This window comes from Arthrobacter sp. N199823 (genome assembly GCF_002929705.1).
Classification (GTDB): Bacteria; Actinomycetota; Actinomycetes; order Actinomycetales; family Micrococcaceae; genus Specibacter.
In genome coordinates this window covers 38534-56279 of sequence record NZ_PJIN01000008.1, presented here as the reverse complement: position 1 = coordinate 56279, position 17746 = coordinate 38534, and the positions used below count along the sequence as shown (strand labels likewise).

Annotated in this window: 13 protein-coding genes and 1 pseudogene; 7 read left to right on the top strand and 7 right to left on the bottom strand. The window is 61.8% G+C overall.

What is annotated here, in order from left to right:
- Positions 1–887: 887 nt before the first annotated feature.
- The gene (locus tag CXQ93_RS15650; RefSeq protein ID WP_104111358.1) at positions 888–1487 is read right to left on the bottom strand and encodes a TetR/AcrR family transcriptional regulator; all 600 of its coding nucleotides are present in this window, start codon (positions 1485–1487) and stop codon (positions 888–890) included.
- A gap of 99 nt (positions 1488–1586) precedes the next feature.
- On the opposite strand from CXQ93_RS15650, the gene CXQ93_RS15645 reads away from it, so the two are divergent.
- From CXQ93_RS15645 to CXQ93_RS21145, 7 genes and pseudogenes are all read left to right on the top strand, one after another.
- Positions 1587–2399 carry an SDR family oxidoreductase gene (locus tag CXQ93_RS15645; protein ID WP_104111357.1) on the top strand — a complete coding sequence of 271 codons (813 nt, stop codon included), beginning with the start codon at positions 1587–1589 and terminating at the stop codon, positions 2397–2399.
- A gap of 227 nt (positions 2400–2626) precedes the next feature.
- A complete protein-coding gene (locus CXQ93_RS15640) occupies positions 2627–3676 on the top strand; it encodes a saccharopine dehydrogenase (RefSeq protein WP_104111356.1) in 1050 nt (349 codons plus the stop codon).
- Positions 3673–4275, top strand: coding sequence for a TetR/AcrR family transcriptional regulator (locus CXQ93_RS15635; RefSeq protein WP_104111355.1), 603 nt, complete (start codon positions 3673–3675; stop codon positions 4273–4275). The genes CXQ93_RS15640 and CXQ93_RS15635 overlap by 4 nt, the downstream gene beginning before the upstream one ends.
- Before the next feature lie 604 nt (positions 4276–4879).
- A complete protein-coding gene (locus tag CXQ93_RS15630; RefSeq protein WP_219817370.1) occupies positions 4880–5374 on the top strand; it encodes a MarR family winged helix-turn-helix transcriptional regulator in 495 nt (164 codons plus the stop codon).
- Between the two features lie 118 nt (positions 5375–5492).
- Positions 5493–6299: an MBL fold metallo-hydrolase gene (locus tag CXQ93_RS15625; RefSeq protein WP_104111353.1), complete on the top strand. Its 807-nt coding sequence runs from the start codon at positions 5493–5495 to the stop codon at positions 6297–6299.
- Positions 6290–6721, top strand: coding sequence for a nuclear transport factor 2 family protein (locus tag CXQ93_RS15620; protein WP_104111352.1), 432 nt, complete (start codon positions 6290–6292; stop codon positions 6719–6721). Before CXQ93_RS15625 ends, CXQ93_RS15620 begins: the two co-directional genes overlap by 10 nt.
- 1000 nt (positions 6722–7721) lie before the next feature.
- Positions 7722–7938, top strand: a pseudogene (locus tag CXQ93_RS21145) (transposase); the annotation flags it as partial.
- A gap of 756 nt (positions 7939–8694) precedes the next feature.
- On the opposite strand, the gene CXQ93_RS15610 reads toward CXQ93_RS21145, so the two are convergent.
- From CXQ93_RS15610 to CXQ93_RS15585, 6 genes are all read right to left on the bottom strand, one after another.
- Positions 8695–9447 carry a copper homeostasis protein CutC gene (locus CXQ93_RS15610; protein WP_258069054.1) on the bottom strand — a complete coding sequence of 251 codons (753 nt, stop codon included), beginning with the start codon at positions 9445–9447 and terminating at the stop codon, positions 8695–8697.
- Positions 9448–9500: 53 nt separating this feature from the next.
- A complete protein-coding gene (locus tag CXQ93_RS15605; protein ID WP_104111350.1) occupies positions 9501–11144 on the bottom strand; it encodes a hypothetical protein in 1644 nt (547 codons plus the stop codon).
- 156 nt (positions 11145–11300) lie between these two features.
- The gene (locus tag CXQ93_RS15600; RefSeq protein ID WP_219817369.1) at positions 11301–12149 is read right to left on the bottom strand and encodes a carbohydrate ABC transporter permease; all 849 of its coding nucleotides are present in this window, start codon (positions 12147–12149) and stop codon (positions 11301–11303) included.
- Positions 12146–13135: a carbohydrate ABC transporter permease gene (locus CXQ93_RS15595; protein WP_258069053.1), complete on the bottom strand. Its 990-nt coding sequence runs from the start codon at positions 13133–13135 to the stop codon at positions 12146–12148. Before CXQ93_RS15595 ends, CXQ93_RS15600 begins: the two co-directional genes overlap by 4 nt.
- On the bottom strand, positions 13132–14532 hold the full coding sequence (locus CXQ93_RS15590) for an extracellular solute-binding protein (RefSeq protein WP_181036183.1): 1401 nt from the start codon (positions 14530–14532) through the stop codon (positions 13132–13134). Before CXQ93_RS15590 ends, CXQ93_RS15595 begins: the two co-directional genes overlap by 4 nt.
- 57 nt (positions 14533–14589) lie before the next feature.
- Positions 14590–17664 carry a glycoside hydrolase family 2 TIM barrel-domain containing protein gene (locus CXQ93_RS15585; RefSeq protein ID WP_219817368.1) on the bottom strand — a complete coding sequence of 1025 codons (3075 nt, stop codon included), beginning with the start codon at positions 17662–17664 and terminating at the stop codon, positions 14590–14592.
- Positions 17665–17746: the final 82 nt, after the last annotated feature.

Below are 17746 nucleotides of genomic sequence, written 5' to 3'. Positions count from 1 at the left end.
ACCATGATCGTGCTGGGGCGTCGAACATCTTTGTCCGGGCCCGATCTGCGTACTGAACCATAATTGGTCGTGTAGAGACTTTATTCTCACCCGCCCAGTTTTTCCTGGGCGTGGTGTTGCTGGTATTTGTTCTCAAGTTCTTTCGGCGTTTGGTAGCCGATGGTTTGTCGACTAGGGCTGCGAACGAGGCAGGCGTGACGGAGTGCCACTAGGATGCCACTCGCGAGAGGTCAGGTTCGGCCTGGCCCTCGGCGTCCACCGGCTGACGCCCAAACCATCTGACGGGCCAGCAGCCCGCTGCCTGTCACACCCTTTATCCCATTCCACTGCGCCGCATTGCAGGAGAACATGAATTGCATGCCCAATCATGGTGTGAGATCGATGGACGATCCAACCGAGGCTCCTCCTCATGAGAGGGGGCATGCCACGTCGCGCCAGTGAAGTACACATAGGTGGGATTCAGCCCTGCCAGTGCGGCCTGCACGGACCGTCGCGCCAGTGAAGTCCGCAACTCCTGATCGGCGAGTTCCCTAGTCAAGTTCGCGGAGCGTTTCGGAGAACTCCAGCCCATTGATCTGTCCGAAAAGTTGACCACACAGATCTGCTTTCACGCGAAGATTGGCAAGTTGGCATGAACTGCAGCTACAAAAATACTCATAGCAATAAGGGCTTCTATGAGACTGGACGGAACAGTCCGACTATGTGTGCCAATAGCTAAAGTAAAGCTAAATTGAGTACTACCCCACCCTAGTTTGACGACAGACAACAACCGAGCTTCTGCCCTGGTAGCAAGTCACCCGCTAAAACAACGGGGTCTCCGGAGGATGAATTTCGACTCTGGCCCTAGCGAGTGAACCGACTTGTTCGAGTGACCATCCCGGCGCCGGTCAGGATTGGAGGCCATTCCAGAAAAGCTCGCTCGCGGTCGCGACCAGATCGGCTGCCGGCACTTCGTCAAGGAGGCCTCCAGAGGCAAGTATCGCGACACCGTGGAAGGTCGCGAAGGCAACAAGTGCGATCCGCTGTGGGTCTCCGGGGCCGATCGCGCCAATCTCCTGAGCTGCCACGACGACGCGCATCGTCAGCGCCATCGACGCGTGTCCTGCGGCAAGAAGCTCGACGCGGGCGCTGGGTGCGTGCTTCAGGCTGAACATGAGCGACAGGAGCGTGGGCTGGGCGAGAGCGAACCCGACATAGCTGCGTGCGAGGTCATCGAATCGCCGCCGAGCCTCCGTCGAGGTTGTCGGCGCACCTTGGGTTGCCTCCTCGAGGGATGCAGCCAAACGGTTGAACCCATCCTCCGCCAATGCATCCAGAAGTGCTTGTTTGTCTCGGAAGTGTCGACTCGGGGCAGCATGGCTCACGCCGGCATCGCGGGCTAGCTGCCGTAACGAGAGCGCGTCTACACCGTTGATCTCGATGCTGGACGCAGCCGCTTCCAATAGGGTGCGGCGGAGATCGCCGTGATGATAAGAGTGAATGGGCACCTGATGATCCTACCGCGATGTTGACATTGACAACAAAGATGAGTCCCTGCAGAATGATGTCACTGACAACATTGCCCGTTTCAACCGAAGGAATCCAATATGAAGCTTGACCTTAGCGGCGGAACCACACTGATCACCGGCGCAAGCTCAGGTCTCGGCGTCGAATTTGCCAGGCGGTTCGCAGCGCGCGGATCGAACCTGGTGCTCGTCGCCCGCCGAGCCGAAAGGCTTGAGGAACTCGCATCCGAACTGCGCGCCGCGACGAACGTGCACATCGAGGTGCTTCCTACCGACCTCGGAGTTTCTGGCGCCGCGATCGCCTTGCGCAACGAGCTGGAGCGCCGCCAAATACGGATCACCTCGCTGATCAACAATGCCGGCTTCGCGAGCCACGGCGCGTTCGACCAGGCAGACCCGGAACGCATGGCCGGCGAGATGCAGCTCAACATGGGCGCCGTCGTCGAGCTTTCCCGGGCTTTCATGCCTCAATTGCTTCAGGGCCCAGGTGCGCTCATCATGGTGGCGAGCACCGCAGCGTACCAACCGACTCCCGGCATGGCCGTTTACGGCGCGACCAAGGCGTTCGTACTGAGTTTCACCGAGGCGCTCTGGGCCGAGGCCCGGGGCACAGGGCTTCGCGTGCTCGCCGTGAGTCCCGGGTCGACAAAAACGGAGTTCTTTGATGTCGTCGGCACTAATGAGGCATCCGTCGGAGTGCAACAGACACCCTCGCAGGTGATCGATGCGACGTTCCAGGAACTGGACAAGGCAAACGGTCGCCCGAGCATCGTCTCAGGCCGGATCAACCACTTCACCGCTCTCAGCACTCGCTTGCTCTCTCGCCGAGCACTGGCGAGGACGAGTGCCCGCGTGCTGGGCGAGGTCCGCTTGGCCGCGCAGCAAGTTGGCTGACGACGGCGGTACCCCCGGTCCGGGTGCCGCATGCCTGCCACAGTTCCCCAGAATCTTTGGGCATGACTGATTCATAGCTAATGGATTCCCAGGCGCTGCCCATTAGCGACGAGAGGCTCACGCGGCGGCTCTGACGTTCGTTCCTGACGACTTGTCGGGCCGCCGCTTGTTTCGAGGACTGGGATATCCAATTCGACTTAATAGGTCAAATGACCTAAATTGATTGTATGACAGATCATCTGCAGCACTCACCCACCGGCCCCATCCTCATTGTCGGCGGCTACGGCACCGTGGGCAGCGAACTCGCGCGGCTCTGCGCACCCTCGTGGCCGCTGCTGCTTGCCGGTCGGAACCCATCAAAAGGACAAACGCTGGCCTCCGAGCTTGGAGCTACCGTCCGTCGCTGGCATCTGAACGATCCAGAGCCGTTTTCCGCCACAGCTAGGGCTATTGTCAGCACCGTCAATGACCCCGAAGATCGGGTTTTACGCGCTGCGGTAAGCGCAGGAATCCCCTATGTGGATCTGACCCGCTGGACGAGTCGAATGCTGCGGGCCGCCACGTTGGCAAACCTGCTCCAGCCGACGGCGCCCGTCCTCCTGTCATCAGGCTGGATGGGCGGCATCGTGAATATTGCGGCAGCATCCCTCAGCCAGGAGATGGGCGGCGCACAAAGTGTTGAAATTGCTATCAGGTACGACGTCAATGACCGGGCTGGGGTCGACTCAGTGGACTTCATGGACCGCCTGGGCCAAGACTACGAGGTGCGCCGTGATGGCACGTTGGCAACAGTCAGCCCGCTCTCCGATGCCAAGTGGGTAGACATCGGCGGGCACCGTACAAAGGTGGCCCGGCTGGATACACCTGAGCAACTCACGCTGCCCCTCACTTTGGGGGTGGAATCCGTGGCGACCCGAATCGGTTTTAGTTCCAACGCCTCAACCACTGCCTTGCTCGCCGCCAAGGCTCTAGGTTTCTTCCGCTGGGGGCGCGGCGAACGGTGGACCGGCCTACGGCGTTCACTTCTTTACTCCCCCGGGCAAGGAGGGAGCGCCATCATCCGGATCGACGCGCGCGGTGCTGAAGGAACCCGCTCGGCCGTGATCACCGATCCTGCCGGCCAAGCCCACCTCACAGCACTGGGCGGGTATCTTGGACTCCAACAAGTCCTGGCTACTGGGGCCGCGGTGGGCGTGATGTTCCCAGAATCCCAACCAAACATGGCCGCCGCCCTAGCTGAAATACAGTCCAACAAGGTAATGGTGGAAACCCTATGACATCGACAAAAGGTGAGTTGAGAAGGATTGCTCTCCTCGATGCTGCGGAGCAGGTGCTCGTCACGTCGGGCAATGCCAACGCCACGATGCGCAATTTCGCGGCGGCATCTAACGTTCGCATTGGCCATTTGCAACATTACTTTCCTACCCGTTCGGATCTCATGCAGGCCGTACTGGAACGCGTACTTCAACGATCCCTGGCCTGGATGCGAGAAACGACGGGGATCGACCTTGAGGTTGATGATGTTGTTCCAATCTCCCGCGTGGAAACCGCCATGGTTGTAGCGTCGTTGATGCAACAGCAAAATGACCCCACCACTGTGCGTTTGTACGTTGAAATCTGGGCGATGGCAGCCTCGGACGCGGAAATTGCTACTGTGCTCCGAGATTTCTACGCCGACTACGCGGCGTGCGTCGAAGTCATCGTCAACCGTGCGCAACCAGGATTGGCAGCCGGCGCACGCCAAGCGAAGGCAAACGCTGTTGTTGCTCTTTTCGAAGGGGCAGCTATCGTGAGCGCCGGTTTTGCCGGCCTTCGGTCCGAGAACACAGACAACGAACTGTTGGAAGCCATCCAACATCTCATTCACGGGTCTTAGCCGAGACGCTACTAAAGGAAGGCCCGCTCTGAATTCAGCCCCTCAGCCGAACGTGGACCTGCCATCTCCTGGTTTTCCGGATCACGCACAAACGCGCTACAGCCTCACGGCCCATGGGCCTCTCGCCGTACGCGGCCACTGAATTCTGCCGACTTGTGGCCACCAAAGTGCAGTTAAGTCTCAACGTCACTGACCCGGTACTCGGCGCTGTTTGGCGCTGCCATTGAAGAGACACGCTCTGGGATCATAAATATTCTGGAGAACCTGAAAGTCATGTTTTAGACACGAAAATCCCCTTGCTCCAGGGGGCTTTCGAGCATGTGTGTGCTGGGTGGGATTCGAAAGTGATTTAGACCCACGTAAACGAGTAGAACCCGTAATCCAACTCGCCAATATGGCCCTGGACCACGCAGTCCGGCAGGAAAAGTTTTCACACTGTCAACAGGCAGCTTGACAGTGGGCCCCCACGGACTTGGCAAAGCAGCAACTAAGGCACGCTTGAGCCACGCAATCAAGGGGTTTAGCGTGATCGAGGTTGTCCGCCTGATCTGTGAATGCGCAGCCCGCCGTCTTGACCGTTTTCTGGCTCGCGTATGGTTAGTTTGTGAACAATGCTATGGAATTCAAGTCCGGTCAAGAGGCCTCCAATGATCCTCGAGTCCTGGTATTTGGGCGTCTTCTTGGCGCAGCGAATCGGCTCGAATATCTTCTTGGTCGCGATTTGGAGCAAGGGTTCGGCATCAGTCACTCCATCTTTGAGCTCCTCCTTCTGGCTGCAAGGGCAGGAGACGAAGGGCTACCGGTGCGGGACATCGCCCAGGCGAGAGTCCTCACCTCCGGTGGCGCCACTCGACTGGTGCAGCGGGCTACGGCCCTAGGACTAGTTGACCGGCAAAATTCAATCTCTGATGCCCGCATTCAACTGATTCGACTCACCGACCATGGTGAAGGCGTGTTGCTCCGCGCCAGTACGCGTCACGCAGAGAATATCGAAAAATACATGCTGAATCTTCTCACTCCGACGGAGGCGAAAGTGCTTGGTTCCGCCTTGAAAAAGGTCAGCAAAAACGCTGCGCAAGAGCTGCCGAACATGCCATGATCAGGTGTGCAACGAACCCTGGGAATACCTGACTAGTCAGCTATTGTTGGAATTGAATGAGCGCGCAACATGCGACTCAATCCCGGGTTTCCGGGTTCATCCGAGAAAGGTTCACCGCATGTCACTGAATTTTGAGGTCTTCGACCTCGACTTCCCTGCAGGTTCACCCAACAAGTCAGCAACATTGATCACCGGCCCCACCAAAGCCTTGCTTGTCGATGCCGGATTTACCCGCGCCGACGGCCACCGACTTGTAGCGGCCATTCTTGACTCAGGCAAAGAATTGGAAACAGTCTTCGTCAGCCATGCCGATCCTGATTACTACTTCGGCCTGGAAGTCATTGCGGATGCGTTCCCGGCGGCCACGATCTTGGCAACGCCCATCGTGATTGAGCACATAGAAGCTAGTTACCAGGGCAAGCTGCAGGCATGGGCGGCATTAGGCGCAAACCTTCCCACACGTCTGCCAGCGATCAAGCCTCTGACGTCAGAGGCCCTAGAGATCGACGGTTACGTCTTTGAACTCCGTGGCGGCTCAGAAATCCTTCCCGACCGGCACTACCTCTACAATGCCGACTACAAGGCAGTCCTAGGCGGCGTTCTGGTTTTTCACAACGAGCACGTATGGACAGCGGACACAGCCACTTCGGAACAGCGTCAGGCATGGATTGACCTGCTGGATCAAATGCAGGCTCTAAATCCGGAGCTCGTCATTGCCGGGCACCGCTTGCCCGGGACGGCCAATGACGCATCCGGTATTGACTACACGCGGGCCTACCTCAAGGAATTCGAGAGTATTATTACCCGCTCCGCCGACGGCGCTGCCGCCACGACCGCACTGATCGAAAGCTACCCAAATTCTGGGATGCTCATTGCCGCACAAATCGGACCAAAGGTCGCAAAGGGAGAAATGACATGGGGCTAACCAACGCCACTGAACCCGCACTTTCAACAGCACCACGCGACGTCGTCCGGCGGCAGTACCTTGCCTCCGCCGCGGGAGACCTTGAAGCACTCCGTGCCACGATGGCCCCGGACGTCGAGTGGACCGAAATGGCAGGCTTCCCGCTTGCTGGAACCTACCGGACCCCAACTGGAGTAACTTCCAATGTCATGGAAGTCCTGGGCAAGGACTGGGAAGGCTGGGCCGCGCACGACGATAGCTACGTCGTCGACGGTGAAAACGTGGTGGTTCTGGCTAGATACACAGCCACCCATCGGGCCACCGGAAAGCCTCTGAACGTGAGGGTAGCCCATCACTTCATCGTTCGGGGAGGACTCATTGTCCGGTTCGAACAGTTCGTCGATACTGCATTGGTCGCCGAAGCAAGCCACCCCACAGCCTGACATCCCGTTCTCACTCGGCTGGCGGCGCCAACGCAGAATCGTTCCGGTGCCGCCAGCGGGTCTGCCCAAGGTTTAGTCGACAGCTTGGGCAGATCCTCCAGCATGAACGTCGCAAATCCTCGACATACTTCACACCTTGGGCGAGCCATGAGTTTCTGCCCACCAGCCTCTGGAAACTACAGTGCCGTTTGTTGGTGCCCGCAGGTAGAGAGACGGCCCTTATGACCACAAGACGATTGCCCATAATCTTCCGGGCCGTGGTGGCGCAGTCTGGAATCGCAGGCGTTGATCACCAGCACAGCCGCATGCAGAAGAAACCTTCGTAATTTGGGCTGGTTGCCACCCGAGGTCATGTACTTAGGCCTTCGGCGGACCATGAACTAGGTGCAAGGGAAATTTCACCGAACAGACAATAGGGAGCCGCCAATGACAAACCGCTAAATCGGGACCTGGGTAGTCGGAGTATCTGGGCGCCGAATAAGAAGACTCTTCAGGGGATCGACCGGTCAAGTTTGCCTGTAGATTCTTCGTTAAATAAAGGTGGGATTCGAAAATGATTTATACCCACGGAAACACAGGGAACTCGCAAGCCACCTCGCCAATACGGGCCAGTCCGATTAGAAAAGTATTGACACTGTCAACACCCCAATTCGGGGTTCAGATGAGATCCCCTCCACGCGCAAATAGTCGTCCAAAACTGACCAGTTGGATGGCGTCAGGATCAGGCCCGGCTCCGCACCCACCGTTATCTTCTTGCTAGTCCCTGAGAAGAGGATCATGGGGACTGTTGGCCGTCCAGCGTCGGCTTGGTGTCTTGCCCCTGTGTAACCAATACTCACAGGGGGTGTCGCCACCGAGATCGGGATGGCAGCGGGGTGATTGCTGTTTTGGGGGCGCGGCGCCGGCACTTTGGGCGCCTGTCATAACGTGGATGTAAGACTTTGCTGCCAATGGGTTGGCCGACTTTTGAATAGTTACGATTTCACAGGGAGTGCTAAGAATGATCACCAGCGACATCGAATCTTCCTCGGTCTGGACGTTGGAAAACCGACCACTGCGCCTGCGCCGTCACCAGGGACCGCACGAAAGTCTGGAACAGATTCCTGCCCAATGACGAAGCGAAGATCACCGAGGTATACGCGGACCTGCGCACCAAAGGAAAGATCCTTGTCATCGTGGACCAGCCAGCAACCCTCGGCGCATTCTCCGCCGAAATTCACTTCGGATTTTCAAGCCTTACCTAACATAGCACCGCGTAAAAAAGGCAAAATTGACGTTTCGGGCCGGATGACCGTCGGATACGTTCCGGGAGTGCGTGCCGGGCGTGCCCACTGGGAGAACTTGAAGAAATCCTGCGCCCGCCTGTGAAACCAGGGCTCGGTGCAGGCGTCTGTCTAAGCCATATAAGATTCCGTCAGGGACCAAACCGGCACCCTTGTGCACAAGCTGCTGGGAAAGTTCTGCCGCAGAACGACAGTCGGCACGCCAAGGGCGTTAACACGCCGAAGACCGGCACAGCCTCAAACGCACCCACCGGGCCGTCCCTGGAACGCCGAGCGACTTCGCCGACGCCGTGCCCACCATTGCTGAACAGGGAAATTGGACTGTGACGGAAAAGCCGGTGTAACAAAAAGACCGTCCGGATTTCCCAGGCGAACCAGTGGGTGGAGCCAGCCCCTGATTCTGCCGCGGTTTCGGAACCAGCCCACGGCAGCTGTTGCCACAAACACGACGATGCCAATGACAGCCAGCCATTCGAGGCCTTTAATCACAAAGCCAATACGAACAAAACGATCCATAACGACATCCGTCCTTGCTGGCTGTGGCCGTCAACACCGATATGTTTGGCCAAGTTGCGCATTGCGCCGTCCATGCATCCCACCTGGTGCCGCCCCGGCGACAATGGCGGACCGGATTCGCACAATCCCCTCAACAAAGCTGTCCGGCTCCGTTGAGGGGATGGTGCAATCCGTTTACGCCAGGCTGGCGGCCCTGGCGGAGGCGACGACGGAGCGGTCTACCACCATGTGCAGGGCCGGTTCGCCGCTGCCTGAAACGCGCGGTCGGCCTTCGAGGCAGCGGGCCTGGACCATGCGCTTGGCCGAGAGGTGAACGGCCGCGACGCCCCAGCTGCGGGCCGCGGCTATGTCAGAAACCGTCAGCCCGCCACCGGCCATGACCTCCAGCGAACCGGCAGTCCTAGCCACCATGCGCCGGAGCACCGACGCACCTTCGGCAACCGTGGGTGCACCGCCGGAGCTCAGGACGCCGTCAAACCCCAGTTCCACCAGGGCATCAACGGCCTCCAGCACGTCGCGGCCGCTGTCGATCGCGCGGTGAAAGGTCAGCTGCACCGCCCCGTCCACCTCTCTGGCGGCCTCCATCCACTTCCTGGCGGCCGCCAGGTCGATGCCGCCGTCTGCGGCCAGGGCTCCCACCACCACTCCGCGGGCGCCTTGGCGCACCAGGTGGCGGATGTCCCTGGCCATGGTGTCCACCTCGGAGGGCGTGTAGCTGAAGCTGCCCGGCCGGCAGCGGATCAGCGGATGCACCCCGAGCCTGCCGGCGACGGTTTCACATGCCGCCTCCATCAGCCCTTGTGTGGGTGTGATGCCGCCCAGCTCCAAGGCGCTGCAGAGCTCAATCCGGTCTGCCCCCTCCTCGGCGGCAATGCCGGCGTCGTCCGCGCCCGTGACCGCAATTTCCAGCTGCAGGCCCGTCAACATGCCGGGCCCCTGTCCGTGGACTGGCAGGGCGAGGCCGGCGCCAGTGACGGCACTCAGCCCCAAATGAACAGCTCGCCGGCGCCGCCGTCGAGATCCACGGCGAAGGTGAGCTTGCCGCCGTCGTTCACCAGGGCGACCTCTACGAGACCGCCTGTGGCCGGGTCAACCCGGTAGAGAATGGCGTTGGTTCGTCCTGCCACGGATGCCGGTGCCACCTCCACGGTGAGGCGCTGGCGCAGCTCTGCGCCGCTGCCGCCTTGGCTGAAGGGATCGGTGTAGTCATCCAGGGCATAGGCCATGGCGTTGACCAGCATGAAGGCGCTGGCATTGGTCCGGTCCGGCAGGACTGCGCGGTTTTCCCCGTCTGACAGGCCGGGAATTTGACGGAAGGTGCCGATGAAGATATCACCCGGTTGGCCGCCGTTGGCCGCTCCAAGGTTCTTCACCGATGCGCCGACCAGGCCTGAACCGGCGTCCGTGCCGGGCGCCCACGGTGCAATTCCGGCCAAGGCGGACAGTGCCTTGCCCGTGGCGTCCTGGCCCGCAACGCGCCCGATCGACTGTGAGCGGAGGCGGGTCAAATAGGGCGAGATGGAGCGCATGTTGTGGTTGATGCGTGCATAGTGGTGGTAGGCGGGGTAGGGATTCTGCGCACCGTCGGTGAGGAACAGCCCGTCCGTCTCCCACGTGTTGCCGCTGACCGGATCGGTGTAGTCGTCGGTGAGCTCCCAGCGGAACAGGGAGAGCCACTTTCCACCCGCGGCCCAGGTGGTGAACGGGACAAGGTTCAGCTGGGACTCGGACAGGTGCAGGCGCCGCTTGAACCGGGTGAGGTTGGCGGTGTCATCCGCCGGGCGTTCGGGCTGGAGCCGGAACCCGGTGGTGTACTGGCCGAAGGTGATGGGTGAGGCGCCGGTGCCGTCGTGCCCGGCCAGGGCGATGCGGCGGTAGCGTTCCAGATGGGCGAACAGGGCATTGGGGCGCCCGCCCAAGTGGAACTGGTTTTTCTGCCAGACGTACCAGTCCCAGGTCAGCAGGTCGGGCTTGGCCGTGCGGGTGTAGGCGGAAAGCTGTGCGTCACTGTACTGGTTCAGTGCCTGGTTGTTGTGGACCAGGATCCACGGGTAACGCTCGCGCAGGGCAGCGTAGGCCTTGGCGAAGAAATCCACCCTGTCTGCACTGTACGGTTCCTCATCGCCGAAGCAGACGGTGAACAGGTTCTGGACGTTCGCCTGCATCTTCTCCGTCATCCACTCCTCGGTGGGATCCGGGAATCCGGTGCCGGGATACTGCTGGGCATCGGGGTTGATGTGGTCGCCGAACGGGGCGCGGGCAATGGCCCAGGTGGGCTGGTCCAGCCCACGCATGACCTCGTCCGAGTATTCGAGTTTCTTGCTTGCCGAAACAGCCAGCACTTCCTTGTAGAACTGGGGTGTGGTGAAGCCGGAGCCGTTCCACAGCCCGGCGTTGGGGTACCAACCGTCCTCTCGACCGGACCGGACCCAGGCGGCGTGCATGAGGCCGCGTTCCAGGAACACCCTGTCCTGGGTGCCCAGTTGCGTGGGCCTGTGCCAGAATCCCGGGCCCGGGTGGGCTTTTCCGGGGGCTGCCTGGACGGCAGTGGAGCCGACCGCCACGGCTGCGGATCCGGCGAGGATGCCGCCGAGGAGGGTGCGTCGTCGCAATGAGGGGTTCATGTTCGCAGTTCCTTTCAGTTGGTGCACAGGGCACGGCGGTGCATCCCGGGAGCAGGGCTCCGGAATGGACAGCCGTTGGGTGTGGTGCCGGTCTTGGTGCCGGCGGGATGGAACAGGTCAATCGGTGGTGGCGCCCCTCCCCCAGGGCCGCCACCGTCAAAACTTCATGCCGCCTTCTTCAATGCCCTTGAAGAAGAACTTTTGGGTGAAGAAGAAGAGCACGGCCACAGGCAGCAGTGCCAGCAGGGCTCCGGCCAGCACCACCCGGTAGTCGAAGCCGAAGGAGGACTGCAACTGGGCGATGGAGAGCATCATCGTGAAATTGCCGTTGCTGCGGACCACCAGCAGGGGCCACAGGTAGTCTTCCCAGGCGTAAATGAACGAAGTCAGGGCAACGATGGTGATGGCGCCCTTGGCTTGGGGCAGGAAGATGCTCCAGAAGCGGCGGAACTCACCGGCGCCGTCCAGGAACGCGGCATCCTCCATGTCTTCGGGCACGCCCAGGAAGGCTGCGCGCATCAAGAGGACGTGGAAGGGCCCCAGCATGCCCGGCAGCCATACGCCGAGCAGCGTGTCATACAGCCCCATGTCGCGAACCTGGGCGAACAGGGAGACCATGATCGACTCGAACGGAAAGATAAGTGCCGAGGTAATGATCAGGAAAGAGATGGTCCGCCCACTCCAGCCCTTTCGGGAGAGCATGTACCCGCCCAGGGTGGCCAGCACAATATGGCTGGCCACGGACAGGGCGCAGACTATCAGGCTGTTGGAAATGGAGGACACGATGGGGGTTTTGGTGACGAGCTCTTGGAACGCCGAGAGGCTCGGCTGGCTCGGCAGGATGGAGGCCTGCGGGCCGAACAGCGGCTCCCCCGCCCCCTTGAACGCAGCCATGAGGGGCGCCAGTAGGCGCCCCACCATGAGGATCAGGACCGCGACGAGGATTACGTATTGGAGGGCAAGGCGCCGGGTTTTTCTGCGGCTGAGGATTAAAGGGAAACTCACTGTTCTTCAACCTTTCGATTTAGTCGGCGGCTTGCCACCATCAACCCTAGGGTGAGGACGAACAAGACAACGGATGCAGCGCTGGCCATGCCAAGGGAGCCGTAGGTGCTGTCAGCAACACCCACGTCGCGGATGTACATGGCCAGGGTGGAGGATTCACCGGCGATGCCGCCGGTGCCGTTGGAGAGGAGGTACACCTCGGTGAAGACCTTCATGGAACCAATGGCCGAGAGCACTGCCACCAGGTACATCATGATGCGCACGCCCGGGACGGTGACGCCCCAGAAGCGCTGGACGGCGTTGGCGCCGTCCATTTCCGCGGCCTCGTACTGGCTCTTGTCCACATTCGCCAAGGCTGACAAATACAAGATCATGTAGTAGGGCAGGCCCTTCCACAGTGTCAGTACCATGGCGCTGCCCAGCAGCAGCCAGCGGTCCGTGAGGAACGGGACGGACTCCTTGAGCAGCCCCATGCCGGTCAGTGCTTCGTTGACAATGCCGTTGTCCTTCAGAAGGAAGGACCACGAGAGAGAAACGACGACGACCGAGGAGATTGCTGGCAGGTAATACAGCGACCGGAACAGGCCGATGCCGGGGATCTTGTCCCTGACCAGGCAGGCCAGTAGCAGCGGAATGAAGGTCATGAGCGGAACAACACAGACAACGTAGAGCAGTGAGTTCAGCAGTGCGTTGAGGAATGTCTGGTCCGTGGCGAGGCTGATGTAGTTCTCCAGCCCCACGAACGTTCCGCCGCCGAGCGGCTTGGCGTTGGTCAGCGAGAGCAGGACGGTGTTGCCGAAGGGAAAGATGTAGAACGCCAGGACGGCTCCGAGCGGCAGGGCCATCCAAAGCCACGGCACCCACCACTTGCGGAAGCGTGCCGCCCCGTTGAGAACTTGTCCGCGCCGTGCACGGGCCGCCGCCTTGGTGTTAACTTTCACTCCGACTTGGGCCCGTACACGTTCACGATATTCGACTCTTGTCACGACTGGCTGGCTTTGAACAGCTTGTTGACCTCAGTCTGAGCGTCTTTCAGTGCGTCCTGGGGCGTTTTCTGGCCCGTGGTGCCCAGCTGGATGCCCTGGAGAATAACCTTCTGGATTTTGCCCGAGATGATGAAATTCTCAATGTTGGCAACACCGGACTTGGCCGATTCGGCTGCCACGGAACGTGCCAGGCCGAGCGGGTCGTTGACGTCCTGCTGCGTGTAGAAGGGATCATCCAGCACCGAGGTGACGGTGGGGAAGATGACCACGTTGGGGTCCTTCACCCAGCCCAGCTCGCTTTCGGCGCTCGTGATGTAGTCGGCCCATGCAGCGGCAAGCGGGAGGTTCTTGGTGCTCACGGCCACGGAGATGAACTGGCCGTTGAAGTTGGCACCGATCTTCGGATCCCGCAAGGTGGCCGATACACCGGTCTTGGGGTAAAGGTCCGGGGCGTTCTTCTTCACGTTGCGCAGGAAGGAGGGGTTAGGTGAGCCGAAGATGAGCCCGCCTTCGTTGTAGGCCTGTCCAGGGTCCGGTTTGCCCGTGACGGAGTCCTTCGGAATGGCCCCGGCTGCGTACAGCTTGGCCATGTTGGACAGCCATTCCTGGGCACCGGCGTCGTCGGCGAAGGTGAACTCGGTCTTGTCGTCGTTCATGACCTTCACACCCGAGTTGAGCCACTGGTCAACGAAGGACCATGCGGTGTTTCCCCACATTGATTGGATCTTGCCGCCCGAGTTCTCGGCGGCGTTGAGTGACTGTGCCTGCAGTTCCTGGACGGTTGCCGGCGGCTTCGCCGGGTCCAGTCCGGCTTCCTTCATGAGGTCCTTGTTGTAGGTCACGACGGACGGGGCCCAGTACCACGGCAGTGCGGTGTGGTGCTTGTTGGGGCCGAGGCCTGCGTCCTTCCAGATGCCGGGGATGAAGCGATCGCCGATGCCGGGGATCTTGTTGTCAAAGTCCACCAGCAGGTTGGCCTGGGTGAGGGCCATGATGGTCGAGGAAGGCACGTTGATCACATCTGCCATGACGCAGGTGCGGGCGTCGGTGACCATCCGCGAATCGAAGTCGTCGGCACTGGGGGTGTCTTCCCAGTTGATCTTGGTGCCGGGGTGGGCGTCCTCGAACTTTTTGATCAACGGATCAAAGAAGCTGCCGAAGTCCTTCTTCAGGCCCTGGGTTGCGAAGCGGATCTCGCCAGTCGGCTTGGACATGTCGACCTTGTCGGCGCTGAGGTTCTGGGCAGGAACGTCGCAATCCAACTGGGGCTTGGGGGCACCATTGCCCTCCGGACCGGATGCGGTGGAACCTCCAAGGCCGCAGCCTGTGACGGCTAGGCTAACCGCGAGAACGGTGGCCGCACCCAGGGCGGAGCGGCGACGGTTGAAGATTGGCATGGAATGACTCCTGGGAGTAGTAGCAAGTTGAAAAAGTGAGGCAAGATACATTCTGACCTAGCTATCTCGTGTTTGCAACCCCCTTTTCTGCATAAATTTCAGAAATTCGAAAAGTTGCAGCCATGTCCCGAGGCCAAAGCTGGTGCTCGGGGCGCACATCGGGCCCGCAGGCGCGGCTGCCGACCCGTGGTGTGCCAAGTCGATGTGGACATGGGTCGCCGTGGGAGCCGGCAATTCGTGCCGGTGGCAGACGTCAGCCTCCTCCGGGCTCCAGGGCGAAATGCTGAACCCCATGTCTCCGGCAAGCCGTTCCACGCGCACGCCTCCCTTCTGGGGGCAACCGACGTCGAACCAGCGCACGTCGCTGCGGTGACCGGAGGCCTGCGGGCGCAAATAGGGCGTGTCCAGCTCCATGGTCCGGCTCTGGAACTCACCAACGCGGACGGCGGAGAACATGTCCGGCCAGCTCTCGCCGGGCCCCAGCCCAAACCAGCGAACGGGCGCATCAACGCCGGCCAGGTCCAGGTGGTATCCCACGCGCGGCCAGGTGCCAGGCCAGTCGCCATACGGCGTAAGCGTGAGGGCACAGGACACACCCCCGGCGTCGGCCGTCCATTCCCAGCGGGTTTCCACCCCGTGCATGGCACCAGCCGGCGAGGTGCGAGTGACAACGTCCAGCCCGCCGCAGCCGGCGGCAACACTGACGGTCCGCCGCTCCAGTCGGTCCAGTCCGGCCTTGCGCCACCTGTCGGCCGACGACGGCCCCCGCCGTCCGCCGCCGGCTCCCAGGGTGAGGCGCGGGTCGGCGGCCTCGTAGTCAAGGGCGCCATGGCCGTTATCGTTGTCCGTGGGCGTGCGCCACAGGGACAGGCCGTGATCGGTCACCTCCTGGGAGCCGACGGCAGTCAGCTGGCCATGGGAGTTGAATGAGGCAACCCCCAGCACCCAGCCGCCGCCTCGCAGGGCTGTTGGCACGGCGGTCAGAGGCTGGGGAGCCAGTTCTTCCCCGTCCGGGGTTCGCGGCACCTCAACGGCGTATTGGCGCCGGCTGATGCAGTGCCCGGCCCCGGCCCATGCCGTTGGCTCCTCGAGTTCAATGCGCAGTGTCAGCCAGGTTTCGCTGGCTGGGGAGTAGGGGCCGGCCAGGGCATCCCGGAGCTCGGCCGGGACCGGCACGGACTCCACAGAACGCGGCCCGGCACCGAGAATCACGGTCCCGCTGGCGGTGGGGACGCCGTCGACCTCGAAGGTCCAGACCAGCCTGAGCCCGCGGGTGGAGGCAAACCGGCGAAGCGACTCAACCAAGATCGCCAGTTCCGGCCCCTCCTGGTACCAGCGGGCCCGCACGGGGGCGATGGTTTCGCTCCAGTCCAGTAGTCCAGGGGTGGCGGTGCCATCGGCCAGGACCAGCCCGTCGCAGACGAAGTTGCCGTCGTGGAGGACCTCTCCGAAGTCCCCGCCATAAGCGAGCCGAACCGAGCCGTCCGGCTGCGGCACGGCGATGGCGTGGTCCTTCCACTCCCAGACAAATCCGCCGGCCATGCGCTCGTCGGCCTCGATGATGTTTGCGTAATCGTGGGCACCTCCGGCGCCGGTGCCCATGGCGTGGAGGTATTCCACCAAGAGGTACGGCATGCTCCGCACCCGGGCAGCGTCCTCCGCGCTGACGCGCGACGCGGGGTGGTGGGCCACGGCAATCTCCGGGCCGCTCCCCTGCCAGGCTCGAATTTCCTCCAGGGCCGGGTACATGCGCGAGTAAATGTCCGTGTAGGCGCCGCGGCGGTCACCCTCGTAATGGACCGGACGCCCGGGATCCCTGCGGTGCACCCATTCGGCCATCGCTGCGAGGTTGGCCCCGTCGCCGCACTCGTTACCCAGGGACCAGATGATCACCGAGGGGTGGTGCTTGTCGCGTTCCACCGTCCGTTCGATGCGGTCCATGAGCACTTCGTGCCACGCTGGATCGTCCACGGGGTTCCCCTGCCACCCGAATTCCTCAAAACCATGGGTTTCCACGTCGCATTCGAGCATGACCCACACGCCGAGTTCATCGGCCAGGTCCAGCCAGCGCGGGTGCGGGGGCTGGTGGGCGGTGCGGACGGCGTCGATGTTGGCGGCCTTCATCGCCTGCAGTTCCGCCCGGGCGGCGTCCTCGTTGAATACCCGCCCAGCCTGGGCATCGAATTCATGCCGGTTGACGCCGCGGAGCTTGATGGACTCGCCGTTGACCATGAGCACTCCCCCGCGCACTTCGACGCTGCGAAAGCCCACCGCCAGCGACACGGTCTCACCGGCCGAGCGCACGGTTGCCGCATACAGCTGCGGTTCTTCCGCAGACCAAGGCCGCACGGCGCCCACGGAAAAGGGCCCGACGTCGGCACGCGTCTCCCAGCGCCGGCTCACGCCCAAGGCCGGGATGTCCAGTGTGAGCGGCCAGGCGCCGTCGTCCGCGGTGATCTCCGGATCCAGTCGTCCTGTGCCGTTGGCATAGTTGGCGCGCAGCCACACGTCGGCCAGCCCTCCGGCCGGGCGGTGGCGCAGGGTGACGGGCCTGAAAATGCCGGGCAGCCACCATTGGTCCTGGTCCTCGAGGTAGGAGCCGGCGGACCATTTCGTCACGCGGATGGCCAACACGTTGCTCCCGGGGCGCAGCATGGCGGTGACGTCGAAGTCCTGGACCAGGCGCGACCCCGAGCGGGTGCCGACTTCCTGGCCGTTGAGCCAGATGCGGGCCCAGGACTCGATGCCGTCGGTGCGAAGGTGGGTGGCACCGGTCATGGGCCAGTCCCCGGGCAGCGTGAACACCAGGCGGTGGTCGCCCGTGGGATTCTCATCGGGTACGTTCGGCGGATCGACGGGGAACGGATACACCACGTTGGTGTAGATGGGCCTGTCCGTTCCGGGCTCCCCCGGCATGACCCAGTGCGCCGGCAGGTCGATGCCCCTCCACTGTTCGGACGCCAGCGCGCCGGGGCCAAGGAAGTCCACCGGGGCGCAGGCGGTTTCAGACCAGCGGAAGTCCCACCGGCCGGAGAGGTCCAGGATGCAAGCATCCGTCGCTATTGCACTTCGTGCCGGCACCCGGTGCCCGGATCCGGGGCTGATGCGGGCCGGCCCGTCAATTTCCGCCATATTGGCTCCCTTTCGTAGTCAGATGAATCTTATAACTATCACGAGTTTGCTGTCGATTGTTCTTGCTGGCGGGATTTGTGCA